Source organism: Streptomyces sp. AC550_RSS872, from assembly GCF_019049285.1.
Lineage (GTDB): Bacteria > Actinomycetota > Actinomycetes > Streptomycetales > Streptomycetaceae > Streptomyces.
In genome coordinates, this window is sequence record NZ_JAGMUL010000062.1 from 213347 (window position 1) to 229833 (window position 16487).

General features: G+C 71.3%; 14 protein-coding genes. 7 read left to right on the plus strand and 7 right to left on the minus strand.

Annotated elements, in window-relative coordinates; all coding sequences use genetic code 11:
- Positions 1-10: 10 nt before the first annotated feature.
- Together KUM44_RS25850 and KUM44_RS25855 are read right to left on the minus strand one after the other, a co-directional pair.
- On the minus strand, positions 11-910 hold the full coding sequence (locus tag KUM44_RS25850; protein WP_217211534.1) for an NAD(+)/NADH kinase: 900 nt from the start codon (positions 908-910) through the stop codon (positions 11-13).
- Positions 907-1944, minus strand: a complete 1038-nt coding sequence (locus KUM44_RS25855; RefSeq protein ID WP_217211535.1) for an SPFH domain-containing protein — start codon at positions 1942-1944, stop codon at positions 907-909. The genes KUM44_RS25850 and KUM44_RS25855 overlap by 4 nt, the downstream gene beginning before the upstream one ends.
- Before the next feature lie 135 nt (positions 1945-2079).
- Between KUM44_RS25855 and KUM44_RS25860 the strand changes: the two genes are divergently transcribed.
- A complete protein-coding gene (locus tag KUM44_RS25860) occupies positions 2080-3303 on the plus strand; it encodes an arginine deiminase (protein ID WP_217211537.1) in 1224 nt (407 codons plus the stop codon).
- A 115-nt stretch (positions 3304-3418) separates the two neighbouring features.
- Entirely contained in the window at positions 3419-4426 is a 1008-nt protein-coding gene (argF, locus tag KUM44_RS25865) for an ornithine carbamoyltransferase (RefSeq protein WP_217211539.1), read from the plus strand.
- 155 nt (positions 4427-4581) lie between these two features.
- Here argF and KUM44_RS25870 read toward each other — a convergent pair whose 3' ends face one another.
- On the minus strand, positions 4582-5034 hold the full coding sequence (locus KUM44_RS25870; protein WP_217211541.1) for an ATP-binding protein: 453 nt from the start codon (positions 5032-5034) through the stop codon (positions 4582-4584).
- A gap of 304 nt (positions 5035-5338) precedes the next feature.
- Here KUM44_RS25870 and KUM44_RS25875 point away from each other — a divergent pair, with 304 nt between their 5' ends.
- A complete protein-coding gene (locus tag KUM44_RS25875) occupies positions 5339-6166 on the plus strand; it encodes an enoyl-CoA hydratase family protein (RefSeq protein WP_217211543.1) in 828 nt (275 codons plus the stop codon).
- Between the two features lie 2 nt (positions 6167-6168).
- Complete coding sequence (locus KUM44_RS25880; protein ID WP_217211545.1) at positions 6169-8562, plus strand: bifunctional salicylyl-CoA 5-hydroxylase/oxidoreductase; 2394 nt, start codon at positions 6169-6171, stop codon at positions 8560-8562.
- Between the two features lie 129 nt (positions 8563-8691).
- Here KUM44_RS25880 and KUM44_RS25885 read toward each other — a convergent pair whose 3' ends face one another.
- Both KUM44_RS25885 and KUM44_RS25890 read right to left on the minus strand, forming a co-directional pair.
- Positions 8692-9561: a PaaX family transcriptional regulator C-terminal domain-containing protein gene (locus tag KUM44_RS25885; protein WP_217211548.1), complete on the minus strand. Its 870-nt coding sequence runs from the start codon at positions 9559-9561 to the stop codon at positions 8692-8694.
- A 15-nt stretch (positions 9562-9576) separates the two neighbouring features.
- Positions 9577-11190 carry an AMP-binding protein gene (locus tag KUM44_RS25890; RefSeq protein ID WP_302186046.1) on the minus strand — a complete coding sequence of 538 codons (1614 nt, stop codon included), beginning with the start codon at positions 11188-11190 and terminating at the stop codon, positions 9577-9579.
- 185 nt (positions 11191-11375) lie between these two features.
- On the opposite strand from KUM44_RS25890, the gene KUM44_RS25895 reads away from it, so the two are divergent.
- Positions 11376-12506, plus strand: a complete 1131-nt coding sequence (locus tag KUM44_RS25895) for an acyl-CoA dehydrogenase family protein (protein WP_217211550.1) — start codon at positions 11376-11378, stop codon at positions 12504-12506.
- Entirely contained in the window at positions 12503-12901 is a 399-nt protein-coding gene (locus KUM44_RS25900) for a RidA family protein (RefSeq protein ID WP_217211552.1), read from the plus strand. The genes KUM44_RS25895 and KUM44_RS25900 overlap by 4 nt, the downstream gene beginning before the upstream one ends.
- Positions 12902-12908: 7 nt before the next feature.
- On the opposite strand, the gene KUM44_RS25905 is transcribed toward KUM44_RS25900, so the two are convergent.
- Positions 12909-13103: a DUF5999 family protein gene (locus tag KUM44_RS25905; protein ID WP_217211553.1), complete on the minus strand. Its 195-nt coding sequence runs from the start codon at positions 13101-13103 to the stop codon at positions 12909-12911.
- A 237-nt stretch (positions 13104-13340) separates the two neighbouring features.
- Here KUM44_RS25905 and KUM44_RS25910 point away from each other — a divergent pair, with 237 nt between their 5' ends.
- On the plus strand, positions 13341-13793 hold the full coding sequence (locus tag KUM44_RS25910) for a DUF6299 family protein (RefSeq protein WP_217211555.1): 453 nt from the start codon (positions 13341-13343) through the stop codon (positions 13791-13793).
- A 247-nt stretch (positions 13794-14040) separates the two neighbouring features.
- On the opposite strand, the gene KUM44_RS25915 is transcribed toward KUM44_RS25910, so the two are convergent.
- Positions 14041-16299 (minus strand): peptidoglycan recognition protein, encoded by a 2259-nt coding sequence (locus KUM44_RS25915; protein WP_217211558.1) that lies wholly within the window; start codon positions 16297-16299, stop codon positions 14041-14043.
- Positions 16300-16487 lie beyond the last annotated feature (188 nt).

Here is a 16487-nt window from a genome sequence, read left to right on the forward strand (position 1 = left end):
GCTGTTCACGTCAGCCGACCAGCCGCAGCCGCTCCCGGCACACGCCGACCCGCAGGGTCTGCCCCCAGGTCAGCTCCACCGCGTCCGTCTCCATCCCGTCCCCGAAGGCGACCAGCCGCTCGGACTCGACGGTGAGGTGGAGACGGTGCGCGGCGGCGAGTTCCCCGGCCACCAGTGACGTACCGGTGGCCGGGGAGGGCCAGGCCTCCCGTACGAACCACAGCAGGCGCTCCTCGGTCGGGGAGGGCAGCCGCAGCCGCCCTCCCCGCTCCTGCCACACCGACCGGATCCATCCGGTCGCCCCCGTCCCGGTGCCGATCAGCACCCCGGAGGAGGCCTGGGCCTCGACGACACCCCCGTCGTCCTCCAGGCCCAGGCGGTATCGGGCCGTCTGGTGGCCGACGGCGCCCAGGTAGATCTCGTTCAGGGCCACCAGCCGCTGGGTGTCGTCGGCGACGGCCTCCACCATGATGAGTTCGTCGCAGCGGACCCCTCCCGACTGCGTGGCGGCGAGCAGCGGGCCGGCGTCCTCGGGACGGTGGCGGACCAGGACGCCCGGGTTGCGGCCGGGGTCGGTGTCGATGCCGAGCACCGGCTGGCCGGCCAGGTACTTGGCCACGTTCGCGACCAGTCCGTCCTGGCCGGCCACGACGACCACGTCCTCCGGCGCGAACAGGAAGCGGTCCAGGTCGGCCCGCTCCACACGGGTCTGACGCCAGGTCAGCGGGATCGCCGCGGCCACCTCGGTCAGCGCCTGCCGGGTGCGGCGGTGGCGTTCGGCGACCTCCGCGATGTCGCGGCCCCGGGAGGAGAGGAAGAAGGCGGCCTGGCCGTGCGTGCCGTGCCGGGCCACCAACTCCTCGTACTCCGTGGTGCGATGGACGAGGACGACCCGCGGGGCGAGGCTCACGCCTGCTCCCGCGCACCGAGCCTGGCGAGCAGTCCGGTCAGCACGTCCGGCGACAGTGTCACGCTGTCGATCCGCGGCAGGTTCTCCGCCAGCCGCGTCCCGGTGAGGGCGTGCAGCGTCGCCACGTCCACCTCGGCGTGCACCCGCAGCCAGGCCGCCTGCGCCTGCGCCCGCGCCTCACCGACCTCACGCGCACCCTCGGCCTCCGCCCGGGCCAGCCGTACGGACCGCTTGGCCTCCGCCTCCGCGAGCCGCACCGTCCGTGCCGCCTCCGCCTCCGCCCGGACGGCGTCGGCCGCCGCGTGCTCCTCGGCCTCCCGGCGTGCGTTCGTGCCTCGCTGGTCGACCAACTGCTCCTCGCGGCGGGCGAGTTCGATCTGGCTGGCGAGTTCGTTCTCGGCGATGGCGCGCTCGCGCTCGACGGCCACCGCACGCCGTTCGTACGTCGCCCGGTCCGCCTCCTGCTGGATCTCCTCACGGGCCGGTGTGCGCAGTGCCCGCTCCACCTCCGGTTCCGGACGCAGCGCCACGACGCGTACCGCGACCACCTCGATGCCGGTCGCGGGGAGCCGGGGTTCGCCGGCCAGGCCCTGCGAGATCCGCTCCCGAACCGCCGTGACGCCGTCGACGAGGGCCGCCGACAGCGGCGTACGGGACAGGACGTCCAGCGCGTGCTGCTGGGCCGTCTCGGTCAGAAGCGTCCCCAGCTGTTCCAGCGGGGTGCCCCGCCACGCGCCCGTGTCCGGGTCGACGGAGAAGTCCAGGCGGGTCGAGGCCAGTGCGGGGTCGCTGATCCGGTAGGTGACCGTCGCCTGGACGGCCACGTCCTGGAAGTCGGACGTACGGGCGTGGAAGGTCATCGCCAACTCGCGGTCATCGACCGGCACTTCGGAGAGCGCGGCGGTCAGTGCCCGGTACCAGAAGCTGAGTCCGGGGCCGTCGTGCAGCAGTTTTCCGCCGCGGTGGTGGCGGATGTGCGCCGTGGGCGCGCCGCGCAGATGGCGCCAGCCGAGGCGCCGGGTGATGTCGGCCATGGGATCCCCTCCACGATTTCTCGTCATGTAGACGATAAGCGAGTGGCCGGGTTGTCGTCAAGAGGACGAGAACGAGAGAAGGGCAAGGTGGTCAAGCAGGGGGTGAAGTCGGCCCCCGATGGTCAGGATGGAGGCATGGGATTCCATGTCGACTCCGAGGCCGGGCGGCTGCGCCGCGTCATCCTTCACCGGCCCGATCTAGAGCTCAAAAGGCTCACCCCCAGCAACAAGGACGCCCTGCTCTTCGACGACGTGCTGTGGGTGCGCCGGGCGCGCGCCGAGCACGACGGGTTCGCCGACGTCCTGCGCGACCGCGGGGTCACCGTCCACCTCTTCGGCGACCTGCTCACCGAGGCCCTGGAGATCCCGGTGGCCCGCCGGCTCGTCCTGGACCGGGTCTTCGACGAGAAGGAGTACGGGGTGCTCGCCACGGACCACCTCCGTGCGGCCTTCGAAAGCCTGCCCTCGGCCGAGCTGGCCGAGGCTCTCGTCGGCGGCATGACCAAACGGGAGTTCCTGGAGGAGCACCCCGAGCCGACCTCCGTGCGCTTCCATGTGATGGAACTCGACGACTTCCTCCTCGCGCCCCTGCCCAACCACCTGTTCACCCGTGACACCTCCGCCTGGATCTACGACGGCGTCTCCGTCAACGCCATGCGCTGGCCGGCGCGGCAGCGTGAGACGGTCCACTTCGAGGCGATCTACCGACACCACCCCCTCTTCCGTGACGAAACGTTCCACTTCTGGTCCGAGGGGCAGGCCGACTACCCCTCCACCATCGAGGGCGGCGACGTCCTGGTGATCGGCAACGGCGCCGTCCTCATCGGGATGAGCGAGCGGACCACGCCCCAGGCCGTCGAGATGCTCGCCCACAAGCTGTTCGCCGCCGGGTCGGCGCAGACGATCGTGGCCCTCGACATGCCCAAGCGGCGCGCCCTGATGCACCTCGACACCGTGATGACGATGGTCGACGGCGACGTCTTCACCCAGTACGCCGGGCTCGGCATGCTCCGCTCGTACACCATCGAACCCGGCGCCGGCGACAAGGAGCTGAAGGTCACCGACCATCCGCCGGAGCACATGCACCGCGCCATCGCCGCCGCCCTGGGGCTCAGTGAGATCCGTGTCCTGACCGCGACCCAGGACGTTCACGCCGCCGAGCGGGAGCAGTGGGACGACGGCTGCAACGTGCTGGCCGTCGAGCCGGGTGTCGTCATCGCCTATGAGCGGAACTCCACCACCAACACGCATCTGCGCAAGCAGGGCATCGAGGTGATCGAGATCCCGGGGAGCGAGCTGGGGCGGGGCAGGGGCGGGCCGCGCTGTATGAGCTGCCCTGTCGAGCGGGAGGCCGTGTGAGGGGCTCGGGTCCGGGCGAAGGGGAAGGGGAAGGCGAAGGTCAGGCTGTATAGAAATGCTGATGGTCGTATAGACTTCCAACGTCCCTGTCCTCGTCCCACCCTGGAGCGCCCCCATGGCGACTGTCCCGAGCGCCCTCGCCGGCCGCCACTTCCTCAAGGAGCTCGACCTCACCGAGCAGGAGTTCCTCGGGCTGATCGAGCTGGCCGCCGAACTGAAGGCCGCCAAGAAGGCCGGGGCCGAGACGCAGTACCTGCGGGGCAGGAACATCGCGCTGATCTTCGAGAAGACCTCGACGCGCACGCGCTGCGCGTTCGAGGTCGCGGCCGCCGACCAGGGCGCCTCGACGACCTACCTCGACCCGTCCGGCTCGCAGATCGGCCACAAGGAGTCCGTGAAGGACACCGCGCGCGTGCTGGGCCGGATGTACGACGGGATCGAGTACCGCGGTGACAGCCAGGCGAAGGTGGAGGAGCTGGCCGCGTACGCGGGCGTGCCCGTCTACAACGGCCTGACCGACGACTGGCACCCCACGCAGATGCTCGCCGACGTGCTGACGATGACGGAGCACAGCGACAGGCCGCTCAAGGAGATCACTTTCGCCTACCTGGGCGACGCCCGCTTCAACATGGGCAACTCGTACCTGATCACCGGCGCGCTGCTCGGCATGGACGTGCGCATCGTCGCGCCCGAGGCGTACTGGCCCGGTGGCGAGGTCGTGGCACGGGCCCGCAAGCTGGCAGAGGCCAGCGGCGCCGTCATCACGCTCACCGAGGACGTCGCCGAGGGCGTCCGTGGCGCCGACTTCGTCGCCACCGACGTCTGGGTCTCCATGGGGGAGCCCAAGGAGGTCTGGGACGAGCGGATCGCCGCGCTCGGCTCCTACGCGGTGACCATGGACGTCCTGCGCGCCACCGGCAACCCGGACGTCAAGTTCCTGCACTGTCTGCCGGCCTTCCATGACCTCGGTACGAAGATCGGGCGTGAGATCTTCGAGAGTCATGGGCTGGAGTCGCTCGAGGTGACGGACGAGGTCTTCGAGTCCGAGTACTCGGTGGTCTTCGACGAGGCGGAGAACCGGATGCACACGATCAAGGCTGTGCTGGTGGCGACGCTGGCGTGAGCTTGGGACGGGGGAGCGCCGTAGGGGTGCGGTCGTCTGCCGGGTGCCGGTCGGATGTGGCTGGTCGCGCCCACGCGGAGCGTTGGCAACCGACGACAACGCCGCAGATGCGCGTGCCAGGCCCCGCGACGCCGGGGTGATCCAAACGGCAGGGCCTAGGTGGGCTTTCGCTGAGCCGGGACGACTGGTAGCCGGAACCACACTGCCTTGCCGGAGCTGGTGGGGCGGTGGCCGCAGGACGAGCTGAGGGCGCGGATCAGGAGCAGACCGCGGCCGTGTTCCTGCCAAGGGTCGGGATCCTTGACGCTCGGCTTGGTCAGATTGCCCGGCGGGGCCGGGTCCGGGTCGTGGACCTCGACCTGGCAGCCGGACGGCAGCAGCTCCACCACGAGCTCTATCGGGCCGTTCCCCGCGGTGTGCTCCACGGCGTTCGCGACCAGCTCCGCCGTGAGCAGCTCCGCGGTGTCGCTGTCGGCGGCATGCTCCAGCTCGGCCAGCGCCGTACGGACCAGAGCGCGTGCCACGGGCACGGCGGCGGCCGTGTGCGGAAGCGCGATACGCCAGGAGGCGGCGGCGGAGGGGCGATCTTGCAAGGCGGGTCCGTTCATGAGCAGGCTGTCCTGCTTTCAACCTTATGAATGGTACGGCGCCACCCCGCAGAGGCTTCCGAAGGGCGCCGTTCGGGACCTTCGGCCCCGACTGAAGGGCGGCTTACCCGGGTGAACGGCCGGCCTCGCGCGGCTGATCCCACCGTTACGCGGGTGTCGACGAGCCGTGACGGATGTGACGGGGTCAGGTCACACTCGAATGGGTTATCGCGTAAACGTGACGACAGTCAAAGTTGGGTGATAGCTTCGAAGGGTAGAGCTCAGTGATGCAGTGCCCGCCGTCCGCCCGAGGAGGCCGCACGTCATGAGTCCCTTCACCGGCTCCGCCGCCCGCACCTCCGACTGGGAGCATCTGCGGGTCGAGCACGCCGACGGGGTCGCCACCGTCACCCTCGCCCGCCCCGAGAAACTCAACGCGCTCACCTTCGGCGCCTACGCCGACCTGCGCGATCTGCTCGCCGAGCTGTCCCGGGAGCGGGCGGTACGGGCCCTGGTGCTGGCCGGCGAGGGCCGCGGCTTCTGCTCCGGCGGCGACGTCGACGAGATCATCGGCGCGACCCTGTCCATGGACACCGCCCAGCTCCTCGACTTCAACCGGATGACCGGGCAGGTGGTACGGGCCGTACGGGAGTGTCCGTTCCCGGTGGTCGCCGCGGTGCACGGGGTGGCCGCCGGGGCCGGGGCGGTACTGGCCCTCGCGGCCGACTTCCGCGTCGCCGACCCCACCGCCCGCTTCGCCTTCCTCTTCACCCGGGTCGGCCTGTCCGGCGGCGACATGGGCGCGGCCTATCTGCTGCCGAGGGTCGTCGGTCTGGGCCACGCGACCCGGCTGCTCATGCTGGGCGAACCGGTACGCGCCCCGGAGGCGGAGCGCATCGGCCTGATCAGCGAGCTGACGGAGGAGGGCGGGGTGGATGAGGCTGCGGCGGCCCTGGCCCGCCGCCTGGCCGACGGCCCGGCATTGGCGTATGCCCAGACGAAGGCGCTCCTCACGGCCGAGCTGGACATGCCGCTTGCAGCGGCGGTGGAGTTGGACGCGTCGACGCAGGCACTACTGATGAACGGCGAGGACTACAAGGAGTTCCACGCGGCGTTCACGCAGAAGCGCCCACCGAAGTGGCAGGGGAGGTAGGGATGCTCTCGGCCAGGGGAACTGCAACGCCCCCAGGGGCGCGGGGCTGTGTTGAATCTGCGGCTACCGCCGCGTGGGCGCGACCAGCCACATCGGACCCGCAGCCGCCGACGAAGACAAGCCACCCCCTACGAGTCGCGATCATCGGCGGGGGCCCCGGCGGCCTCTACGCCGCAGCCCTCCTCAAACGCCTCGCCCCCGACCGCGAGATCACCGTCTGGGAACGCAACGCTCCCGACGACACCTTCGGCTTCGGAGTGGTCCTCTCCGACGAAACCCTCGGCGGCATCGAACACGCCGACCCCGTCGTCTACGAGGCACTCCAGGCGCACTTCACCCGCTGGGACGACATCGACATCGTCCACCGAAACACCCGCCAGACCTCCGGAGGACACGGCTTCGCGGCCCTCGGCAGACAACGCCTCCTGGAAATCCTCCACACCCGCTGCCACGACCTCGGCGTGGACCTCCGCTTCCGCTCCGAGGCGCCGGCCCCGCATCACCTCTCAGAGGCATACGACCTGGTCATCGCCGCAGACGGTGTGCACAGCACCACCCGTGAGGCCTACGCCCATGTGTTCCGCCCATATGTGGCCGAACACCACTGCCGTTACATCTGGCTCGCGGCGGACTTCGCCTTCGAATCCTTCCGCTTCGAGATCGCCGAGACCGAGCACGGCGTGATGCAGCTGCACGGCTACCCCTACACCGCCGACGCCTCCACGGTGATCGTCGAGATGCGGGAAGAGGTCTGGCAGGCCGCCGGGTTCGCGGAACTCGACGAACCGGAGTCCGTCGAGCGCTGCGCCAAGATCTTCGCGGAGGCGCTCGGCGGACGGCCGCTCAAGTCCAACAAGTCGGCGTGGACCACCTTCCGCACGGTCGTCAACGAACGCTGGTCGCACGGCAACGTCGTCCTGCTCGGCGACGCCGCCCACACCGCCCACTTCTCCATCGGCTCCGGCACCAAACTGGCCGTCGAGGACGCCCTCGCGCTGGCCGCCTGCCTGGAGGAACAGCCCTCCCTGGAGAGGGCGTTGGCGGCATACGAGGAGGAGCGCAAGCCGGTCGTCGCCTCCACGCAGCGCGCCGCCCGCGCCAGCCTGGAATGGTTCGAGAACCTCGGCCTCTACCTCGACCAGCCGCCCCGCCAGTTCGCCTTCAACCTCCTCACCCGCAGCCGCCGCGTCACCCACGACAACCTGCGCCTGCGCGACGCCCACTTCACCGAGGCCGTGGAGCGGGACTTCGGCTGTCCGCCCGGTACGCCGCCGATGTTCACGCCGTTCCGGCTGCGCGGCCTGACCCTGCGCAACCGGGTCGTCGTGTCCGCGATGGACATGTACTCGGCGACGGACGGTGTCCCCGGCGACTTCCACCTCGTCCATCTCGGCGCCCGTGCCCTCGGCGGCGCCGGACTGGTGATGACCGAGATGGTGTGCGTCAGCCCGGAGGGACGGATCACCCCCGGCTGTACCGGCCTCTACACCGGCAAACAGGGGGAGGCCTGGCGGCGGATCGTCCGGTTCGTGCACGCGCAGGCACCCGGCGCCGCGATCGGCGTGCAGCTCGGCCACAGCGGGCGCAAGGGCTCGACCAAACTGATGTGGGAGGGCATCGACGAACCGCTGGAGGACGGCAACTGGCCGCTCGTCGCCCCGTCCCCGATCCCCTACAAGCCGTACAGCCAGACCCCGCGTGAGCTGACCCGCTCCCAACTCACCGATATCCGCGAGCAGTTCACAGCAGCCGCTTGGCGCGCCGCGCGCGCCGGGTTCGACCTCCTCGAACTCCACTGCGCGCACGGCTATCTGCTCTCCGGGTTCCTCTCCCCGCTGACCAACCGCCGCACCGACGCCTACGGCGGCTCACTCGAGAAACGCCTTCGCTTCCCGCTCGAAGTCTTCGACGCCGTACGGGCCGTGTGGCCGGAGGAACGGCCCATGACCGTCCGGATCTCCGCCACCGACTGGGCGGAGGGCGGTACGACCGCCGAGGACGCCGTCGAGATCGCCCGTGCCTTCGCCGCGCACGGCGCCGACGCCGTCGACGTGTCGACCGGACAGGTCGTGGCCGACGAGCAGCCGGAGTACGGGCGGTCGTACCAGACGCCGTACGCCGACCGGATCCGGCACGCCACCGGCCTCCCGGTGATCGCGGTCGGCGCCATCTCCTCCTGGGACGACGTCAACTCCCTGATCCTGGCGGGCCGTACGGACCTGTGCGCCCTCGCCCGCCCACACCTCTACGACCCGCACTGGACGCTGCACGCCGCGGCCGAGCAGGGCTACGACGGTCCGGGCGTCGTCTGGCCGGTCCCGTACCGGGCGGGCAGCCGCCGTCCGCAGACCGGGCGCACGGACGCCCCCAAGCCCCGGCTCACCCTGGGGAGGTGAAACCCGCCCTGCCCACCTGGGCCACAGTGCTCACCGGCCGGGCCCGAGTACCAGCCCATGCGGGCCGAGCGGTCCACGACGTTGTCGCCGTCGAGGACCTCCACGCGATGTCCCTCGGCCGCCGGCCGTTCACCGGGCAGGCGGACGATGGCCGTCCTGCCCGCGCTCGGCGGCCCGGTGAGCCGGACGGTGGCCGGCGTACGTGGCTCCCGCGTCCCGCAGGCGCTCGTGCAGACCCCGGAAGACGGCGGCCGAGCGGGCGCCCGGCCAGTCCTCGGGCAGCAGCCGGGCGGGCAGGCCGGGGTCGGTGTACGGGAGGTGGCGCCAGGAGTCCAGGGCGAGGAGGTAGTCGCGGTAGGCCTCCTCCGACGGGGTGTCCTGCCGCCGCTCCCAGTCGTGCAGCACGCGCGCGTGACGGTCGAGGAACGCCTCGTGCTCCTTGGCCATGGCGGCCAGGTCCCACCATCGGGCGACGGCCTCGACGGTCGGCGTGAAGCCGAGATGCTCACCGCGGAAGAAGTCGACGTACTCCTCCAGGCGCAGCCGCTGAAGGGTGTGCCGTGCCTCCTCGTAGAGCCGCGCCGGCGCGATCCACACGCCCGGAGCCGCCGTCCCGAAGCCGAGACCGGCCAACCGGGACCGAAGGACGTGCCGCTTCTGCCGCTCGCTCTCCGGCACCGAGAACACCGCGAGCACCCAGCCCTCGTCCTGCGGCGGCACGGTGGCGTAGATGCGCCGGTCGCCGTCGTCCAGCAACTGGCGGGCGTCCGGGGAGAGTTCGTACCCGGCCGCGCCCTGCGCCGTACGGGCCGGCAGCAGCAGCCCGCGCCGCTTCAGGCGGGACACCGACGACCGTACGGAAGGGGCGTCCACGCCGACCGCGGCCAGCAGTCTGATCAGCTCGGCGACCGGTACCGGGCCGGGCATGTAGCGGCCGTAGGCGCCGTAGAGCGTGACGATGAGAGACCGTGGTGCATGCTGGTCGGACACGTTGATCATCTTAGTTCGTACGGATCACTGCTGGTCACCTCGTGGGGGGCCGGCGTCGCGCAGCCGGAAGCGCTGGAGTTTGCCGGTCGCGGTGCGCGGCAGGGCGTCCAGGAAGACGATCTCGCGCGGGCACTTGTACGGTGCCAGCTCGGCCTTGACGAACGCCCGCAGCGCCTCCACGTCGCGCCGCGCACCCTCCCTGAGCACCGCGTATGCCACCACGACCTGCCCGCGTGCCTCGTCGGGCCGGCCCACCACCGCCGTCTCCAGGACGTCCGGGTGGCGTAGCAGGGCCTCCTCGACCTCGGGGCCGGCGATGTTGTATCCGGCCGAGATGATCATGTCGTCCGCGCGGGCGACATAGCGGAAGTAGCCGTCACTCTCCCGGACGTAGGTGTCACCGGTGATGTTCCAGCCGCCCTGCACGTACTCGCGCTGCCGCGGGTCGGCGAGATACCGGCAGCCGACCGGTCCGCGCACGGCGAGCAGCCCGGGCTCCCCGTCGGGCAGCTCCCGGCCCTCGTGGTCCACCACGCGCGCGTGCCAGCCCGGTACCGGCCGCCCCGTTTTCCCCGGCCGGATGTGCTCGTCGGCCGCGGAGATGAAGATGTGCAGCAGCTCGGTGGCGCCGATGCCGTTGATGATGCGCAGCCCGGTCCGCTCGTGCCAGGCCCGCCAGGTGGCGGCGGGCAGGTTCTCACCCGCGGAGACGCAGCGGCGCAGCGAGGAGATGTCGTGCGAGTCGAGGCCGTCGAGCATCGCGCGGTACGCCGTCGGAGCGGTGAACAGCACGGACACCCGGTGCTCGCCGATCGCGGGCAGCAACTGCCGGGGACCGGCCTGTTCGAGGAGCAGGGCGCTGGCGCTGGCCCGCATCGGAAAGACGACGAGGCCGCCGAGGCCGAAGGTGAAGCCGAGCGGGGGACTGCCGGTGAAGACATCGTCCGTATGTGGTTGGAGCACATGCTCCGAGAAGGTGTCGGCTATCGCGAGCACATCCCGGTGGAAGTGCATACAGCCCTTGGGCCGTCCGGTGGTCCCCGAGGTGAAGGCGATGAGGGCGACGTCGTCGGCCGCGGTGTCGGCGGCGGGGTACGGCCCGTCGGACACGGGGCGGCGCAGGAGGTCGTCGGGGGCGTCGCCGCCGTACGTGGTGAGGTGCAGGCCGGGTATCTCGGCCTTGGCGAGGTCGTCGACGGCCCGGATGTCGCACAGCGCGTGCCGCACCTGGGCGATCTCGCAGATGGTCCGCAGTTCCTGCGGCCGCTGCTGGGCCAGCACGGTGACGGCGACCGCGCCCGCCTTCAGCACCGCCAGCCAGCAGGCGGCCAGCCAGGGTGTGGTCGGGCCGCGCAGCAGCACCCGGTTGCCCGGGACGACGCCAAGGTGGGTGGTGAGCACATGTGCGAGCCGGTCGACGCGGGCGCGCAGTGTGCCGTACGTCCATGTGTCGCCGGACGGGGTGTGGAACGCGGGGCGCTCGTCGGGCGGGCCGTCGAGCAACTCGGCGGCGGCGTTGAGCCGATCGGGGTAGCGCAGCCCCGGCAGGTCGAAGTGGAGCTCGGGCCACTGGTCGGGCGGTGGCAGATGCTCGCGGGCGAAGGTGTCGACGTGGGCGGAGCGGTGCAGACCGGCCATGGCGGTTCGCCCCCTTGCCGTGTGGGCTGCCTTGTGGGCTCGTGCATCTGGGCATCGCGGTGGGCTCGCACTGGGAGCGTATCGTGTTGGTGACGACAGTCAATGGTGCGCGATATCGTCGAGGAGGCCCGCGAGGAGGTCCGTCGAGAGGGCCCGTCGCGGACGGCCCCGCAGGGAGGTCGGCAATGCCCGCATTCTCACTCGATCCACCGCAAACCGCATGGTGTGCCGAACTGCGCGCCCTGGCCGCCGAACGGCTGCGCCCGCTCGCGGAGAAGGGCGAGCCCGGGCACGTCAACCGTCCCCTCGTCGCCGAGCTCGGCCAACTGGGGCTGTCGCAACGGCTGTTCACCTCCGGCGCGGTAGACCTGTGCCTGATGCGGGAGTCCCTCGCGTACGCCTGCACGGAGGCCGAGACCGCGCTCGCCCTACAGGGCCTGGGCGCGTATCCCGTGCACGCGTACGGCACCCCCGCCCAGCGGGACCGCTGGCTGCCCGGCGTGGCCGAGGGGAGCACGGTGGCGGCCTTCGCGCTGAGCGAGCCGGGAGCCGGGTCGGACGCGGCGGCACTGGAACTCGCCGCCGAGCCCGACGGCCCCGCCCGCTGGCGGCTCACCGGCGAGAAGTGCTGGATCTCCAACGCCCCCGAGGCCGATTTCTACACCGTGTTCGCCCGCACCACCCCCGGCGCCGGCGCCCGGGGCGTCACCGCATTCCTGCTGCCCGCCGACCGCCCCGGCCTCACCGGAGCGGGCCTGGACATGCTGTCCCCGCACCCCATCGGCAGCCTCGACTTCGAGGCCGTCCCGGTCACCGCCGACGATGTGCTGGGCGAACCGGACCGCGGCTTCCGGGTGGCGATGGGCACCCTGAACCTCTTCCGGCCCAGCGTCGGCGCCTTCGCCGTCGGCATGGCCCAGGCCGCCCTGGACGCGACCCTCGCCCACACGGCCCGACGGGACGCGTTCGGCGGCAAGTTGAAGGACCTCCAGGCCGTCGCCCACCAGGTCGCCGAGATGGCCCTGCGCACGGAGGCGGCCCGTCTCATGGTGTACGCGGCGGCGACGGCGTACGACGAGGAGGCCCCGGACGTGCCCCGGCGCGCCGCGATGGCGAAGCTGCTCGCGACGGAGACCGCGCAGTACGTCGTCGACAGGGCGGTCCAGTTGCACGGTGCCCGTGCCCTGCACCGCGGCCATCTGCTCGAACACCTCTACCGCGAGGTGCGCGCACCGCGCGTCTACGAAGGCGCCAGCGAGGTGCAACGCGGCATCATCGCCAAGGAGTTGTACGCGGACATGGAGGCCGGCCAGTGAGTACCGAGCGCGTCAACCCGCCCGACCTGTCCCCGCCCACCGGCTTCTCCCACGCGGTCGTCGCGACCGGCTCACGCGTCGTTTTCCTGGCCGGACAGACCGCGCTCGACGCCGACGGCAAGGTGGTCGGGGAGACGCTGCCGGAACAGTTCGAGCGGGCGCTCACCAATCTGCTGGCATCGCTGGCGGCGGCCGGCGGGGCACCGGCCGACCTCGCGCGGGTCACCGTCTACGCCACGGACGTCGCCGCGTACCGCGCCCAGGTCGCCGAACTCGGCTGCGTCTGGCGGCAGTTGGCGGGCAGGGACTATCCGGCGATGGCGGTCGTCGAGGTCGTGAGGCTCTGGGACGAACGGGCGATGGTCGAGCTCGACGGCTTCGCGGTACTGCCGTAGATCGTGCTCACGCCGCCATGGCGAGGCGTTCGGCCGGCACCCGGTGCGGGGCGACGACGCGGCCGTCGGGCAGCAGCTCACCGCTGTCGTCGAAGAGGATCGCCCCGTCGCAGAGCAGGCTCCAGCCCTGCTCGGGGTGGGCGGCGACCACATGGGCGCTGTGGTGGTCGGAAGAAGGGCACGAAGGCTGGTGGGTACACATGGCGCACCTCCATATCGGGCGGACGATCCGTGTGGGCCATCCATATGGGTAGACCATCCTCTCCTCAGGAACTCATCGGAACGGCCCGCCGTGAACCGTGACAACACGCGGACAACTCTCGGACCGATCCACGAAGGTCGAGGCGGACTCGCCACCGAAGGGGTGACGATCACGCCCATAAGCACACCGGCCGGGTACGAGTGGAACGCCCCACTCCGTCCACCGGGAGGTCATCCCATGCCCCTGCGCCCCGCCCTCGCCACCGCCGCCGGCGCCGTCCTGCTCCTGCTGGCCGCCGCGCCCCCGGCCCTCGCCGGCTCCGACGTCACCGCCGAGCCCAAGGAGACCGTGACGGTCGACAAGACCGTCCGCATGGCCGCGGACGGCACCGTCACCGTCGCCGGCACCTACCGCTGTGCCGACAGCACGGGTCCCGTCTTCGTGAGCGCCTCCGTCGGCCAGAAGTCCTCCACCGCCCGCTACGCCATCGGCGGCACCCTCGCCGTGTGCGACGGCAAGAAGCACCGCTGGGAGAACAAGAGCAAGACCTCCTCGGCCACCCTCAAGCACGGCAAGGCGAACGTCGAGGCCACCATCGTGGAACTCCGCCCCGCGGACGACCTGGGCGGCCTGCCGCTGCCCCACTTCCACGCGACGTCGAAGACGGACATCACCCTGACGAAGGCCTGACGGCGGCCCCGTCGACCGGGCGCCCCCACCGCAGCAGGTAAACACCCCGCAGCACGTGGCACGTCGCGCCCCTCCCCGACCGGAGGGGCGCGACGCTGTACCGCGCGCTGTACCGCGCACTGTACCGCGCGGTCAGGGCGACACGGCTTCCGTGGATGCTGCGGGTGTCCAGGCCGTGGCGGGCCGGGCGGCGACTCCGCGTGCCGCAGCACGCCGTGCCTCCCTCATCCCACGAGGGGTCGGGGAGCTACTTGATGTAGACGAGACCGTCGGTGGTGATGGTGGGACGGCCGCTGGTGCCCACCACGACGATCTTGACGGTGTGCTTGGCGCTGCTGGACCAGGTCTTCGTCCAGATCGCCTGCCGGTAGAGGGTGGTGGAGGACTTCAGGTCGACCGTGCTGACCTTGACGCCGTCGACGTAGACGTACACCTGACCCGAGCTCGCGGCCCGCGAGACCACCCAGGACGCGGAGCGGCCGGTGAACGTCCAGGTGAGGCTCGCGCCCTTGGAGCCGCTGGAGTACGACTTTCCGCCCAGGTAGCTGGTGGAGGAACGGGTCGTCCAACTGCCGGACTTCACCGCCGAGGTCTCCTGAAGGATCACCGGGGTGTAGGCGGGGGAGGAGGTGCGGTAGTTGCCGGCGTAGTCGTAGGCACGCATCGACCAGGTGGTGGCGGTACCGGACTTGGCGGTCTTGGCGGAGCTGGTGGTGGTCGGGCCGTACGTGGCCGTGGTCGGGGCCAGCAGCTTCACGGAGCTCAGCGCGGCGTTGTCGGTCGCCTTCCAGCCGAGGGTGACCGGGACGGCGGCGGTGTTGACGGTGCCGGTGCGCAGGGAGAGCTTCGGTGTGGTGGTGAAGGTCGGTGCGGTCGTCTCCGCGACGACGTTCAGCGCGGCCGTGGTCACGGTCCTGCCGGACTGGTGCACCGCCCGCACGGCGACGGTGTGGCTGCCCAGGGCCAGGGTGGTGTTCGCGGAGGTGGCCGTACCGGAGATGGTGGCGACCGTCTTGCCGTCGACCAGCAGCTGGAAGCTCTTGATGAGCGAGGACGGTGTGGTGGCCGTCCACTTCACGCTGACGGCGCCCTTGGTGTAGTACGTCGAGCCGGACAGGCCCGCGCCGGAGAGCGAGGTGACCTTCAGGCCCTGCACCGGGCCGGCCGCCCAGGTGCGGACGGTCGGCAGCTGGGCGTAGAGGGAGTTGCCCGGGCACTGGGTGTTGTAGCCGTCGCGGTGGGCGGAGATGCGGTTGAACGTGTACGTGGCGCCCGCCGTGAAGCTGGTGCCGAAGTAGTTCTTCTGGCTCGCGCCCGCGGTGAGCTGCACGGTTCCGGCCGGGTCGGCGCCGTACTGGCCGAGCTTCCAGGCCGCCACGCGGGCGACGGAGGTCAGCGCGGCGTTGGAGGCGCTGGTGGAGGTGTGCTCGCCGAGCACCGCGATGCCGGCGGACTCCCGGTTCCAGCCGTAGGTGTGGGCGCCGAGCACCGGAAGGTCGACGCCGCCCTTGCGGCCCTCGAAGACGGTGCCGCACTTGTCGACGAGGAAGTTGTAGCCGATGTCGTTCCAGCCGTTGACCTGCGTGTGGTACGCGTAGATGCCGCGCACGATCGAGGCGGAGTCGGCGCAGGAGTAGTCGTTGGCACCGTCGGTGTGGTGCACGAAGACGGCCTTGACGCCGGCGTTGTACTCGGACGGGTCGGGGCTGAGCGACTCGTCCGCACCCCAGCCGGCCCGCGAGGTCACCGGCGGCTTGGGCACGGTGGACGGCGGCGCGGACGGCGTGGTGGCCGACGGGGTCGGCGAAGTCGAAGGGGACGCGGACGCCGAACCGGTGGGCGCCGACGTGGCCGTGGCCGTGGGGTCGGTGGGTGCCGGGGCCGTGGGGGTCTGGCTGCCCGTCGGCGTCGTACCGTCCGTCGGCGTCGTACCGTCCGTGGGAGCCGTGGAGTCGGTGGGTGTAGCCGCGGGGGCGCTCTCCGCGGCGACGAACGCCGCCGGCTCGGTGGCCTCGGCCTCGGCGTCGGTGACCACGCCCGGGTCGACCAGGTTGACCTGAAGCCCCTTGGGCAGCGCGCCCGCGGTGCCGTCCTCGTGGACGACCTGGACCTGGACGCCGTCGGAGGGACCGGCCCACAGCGGCTCGGACGCGCCGCGCATCCCGGCCTCCGGGTCCTCCGGCGGGTCGATGTTCACTTCGAGGTCCCGCCAGGCGCTCCACGCGCCGCTCTCCAGGTCGCGGGTGCGCACCTGCGCCGTGCCCTCGAGCCGCTTGACGGCTCCCGCCCAGGACACGCCGACCAGCGAGAACTGCTCGGTGTCCGTGCGCGGCAGCTCCCGCTTGCCGCCCGTCGCCCCCTTCAGGGCGAGGTCGTAGACCTTCACCGGCCGTTTGGCCCGGCCACCCGTGCCCGGATCGCCGGACGGGCTGGCGACCGCGTAGGTCACCACACCCGCGCCCCCCAGGACCACCGCACCGAGCGTCAGCCATGCCCGGCGCTTCAAGCTCAACGGTCTGTACGCATGCGACGTACGACGACTCACGACGAACCCACCCCAGTAGAAGGCCCAGAGCCGCTGGACGGCGCAAGGCCACGAAGAAGTCACCTGAGGCACACCCGACACACACAGGTGGCCCGCTCCACCCAGCGGGCCGTGGCTGGGAAACATCACTCGGTTCGAGATCTTGGTGA

What these genes read in the sequence shown, in the direction of transcription:
- KUM44_RS25855 (WP_217211535.1), bottom strand. Translation starts at nt 1,944, where the DNA reads ATGGCCGACATCACCCGGCGCCTCGGCTGGCGCCATCTGCGCGGCGCG.
- KUM44_RS25860 (WP_217211537.1), top strand. Translation starts at nt 2,080, where the DNA reads ATGGGATTCCATGTCGACTCCGAGGCCGGGCGGCTGCGCCGCGTCATC.
- argF (WP_217211539.1), top strand. Translation starts at nt 3,419, where the DNA reads ATGGCGACTGTCCCGAGCGCCCTCGCCGGCCGCCACTTCCTCAAGGAG.
- KUM44_RS25870 (WP_217211541.1), bottom strand. Translation starts at nt 5,034, where the DNA reads ATGAACGGACCCGCCTTGCAAGATCGCCCCTCCGCCGCCGCCTCCTGG.
- KUM44_RS25875 (WP_217211543.1), top strand. Translation starts at nt 5,339, where the DNA reads ATGAGTCCCTTCACCGGCTCCGCCGCCCGCACCTCCGACTGGGAGCAT.
- KUM44_RS25880 (WP_217211545.1), top strand. Translation starts at nt 6,169, where the DNA reads ATGCTCTCGGCCAGGGGAACTGCAACGCCCCCAGGGGCGCGGGGCTGT.
- KUM44_RS25885 (WP_217211548.1), bottom strand. Translation starts at nt 9,561, where the DNA reads ATGATCAACGTGTCCGACCAGCATGCACCACGGTCTCTCATCGTCACG.
- KUM44_RS25890 (WP_302186046.1), bottom strand. Translation starts at nt 11,190, where the DNA reads ATGGCCGGTCTGCACCGCTCCGCCCACGTCGACACCTTCGCCCGCGAG.
- KUM44_RS25895 (WP_217211550.1), top strand. Translation starts at nt 11,376, where the DNA reads ATGCCCGCATTCTCACTCGATCCACCGCAAACCGCATGGTGTGCCGAA.
- KUM44_RS25905 (WP_217211553.1), bottom strand. Translation starts at nt 13,103, where the DNA reads ATGTGTACCCACCAGCCTTCGTGCCCTTCTTCCGACCACCACAGCGCC.
- KUM44_RS25910 (WP_217211555.1), top strand. Translation starts at nt 13,341, where the DNA reads ATGCCCCTGCGCCCCGCCCTCGCCACCGCCGCCGGCGCCGTCCTGCTC.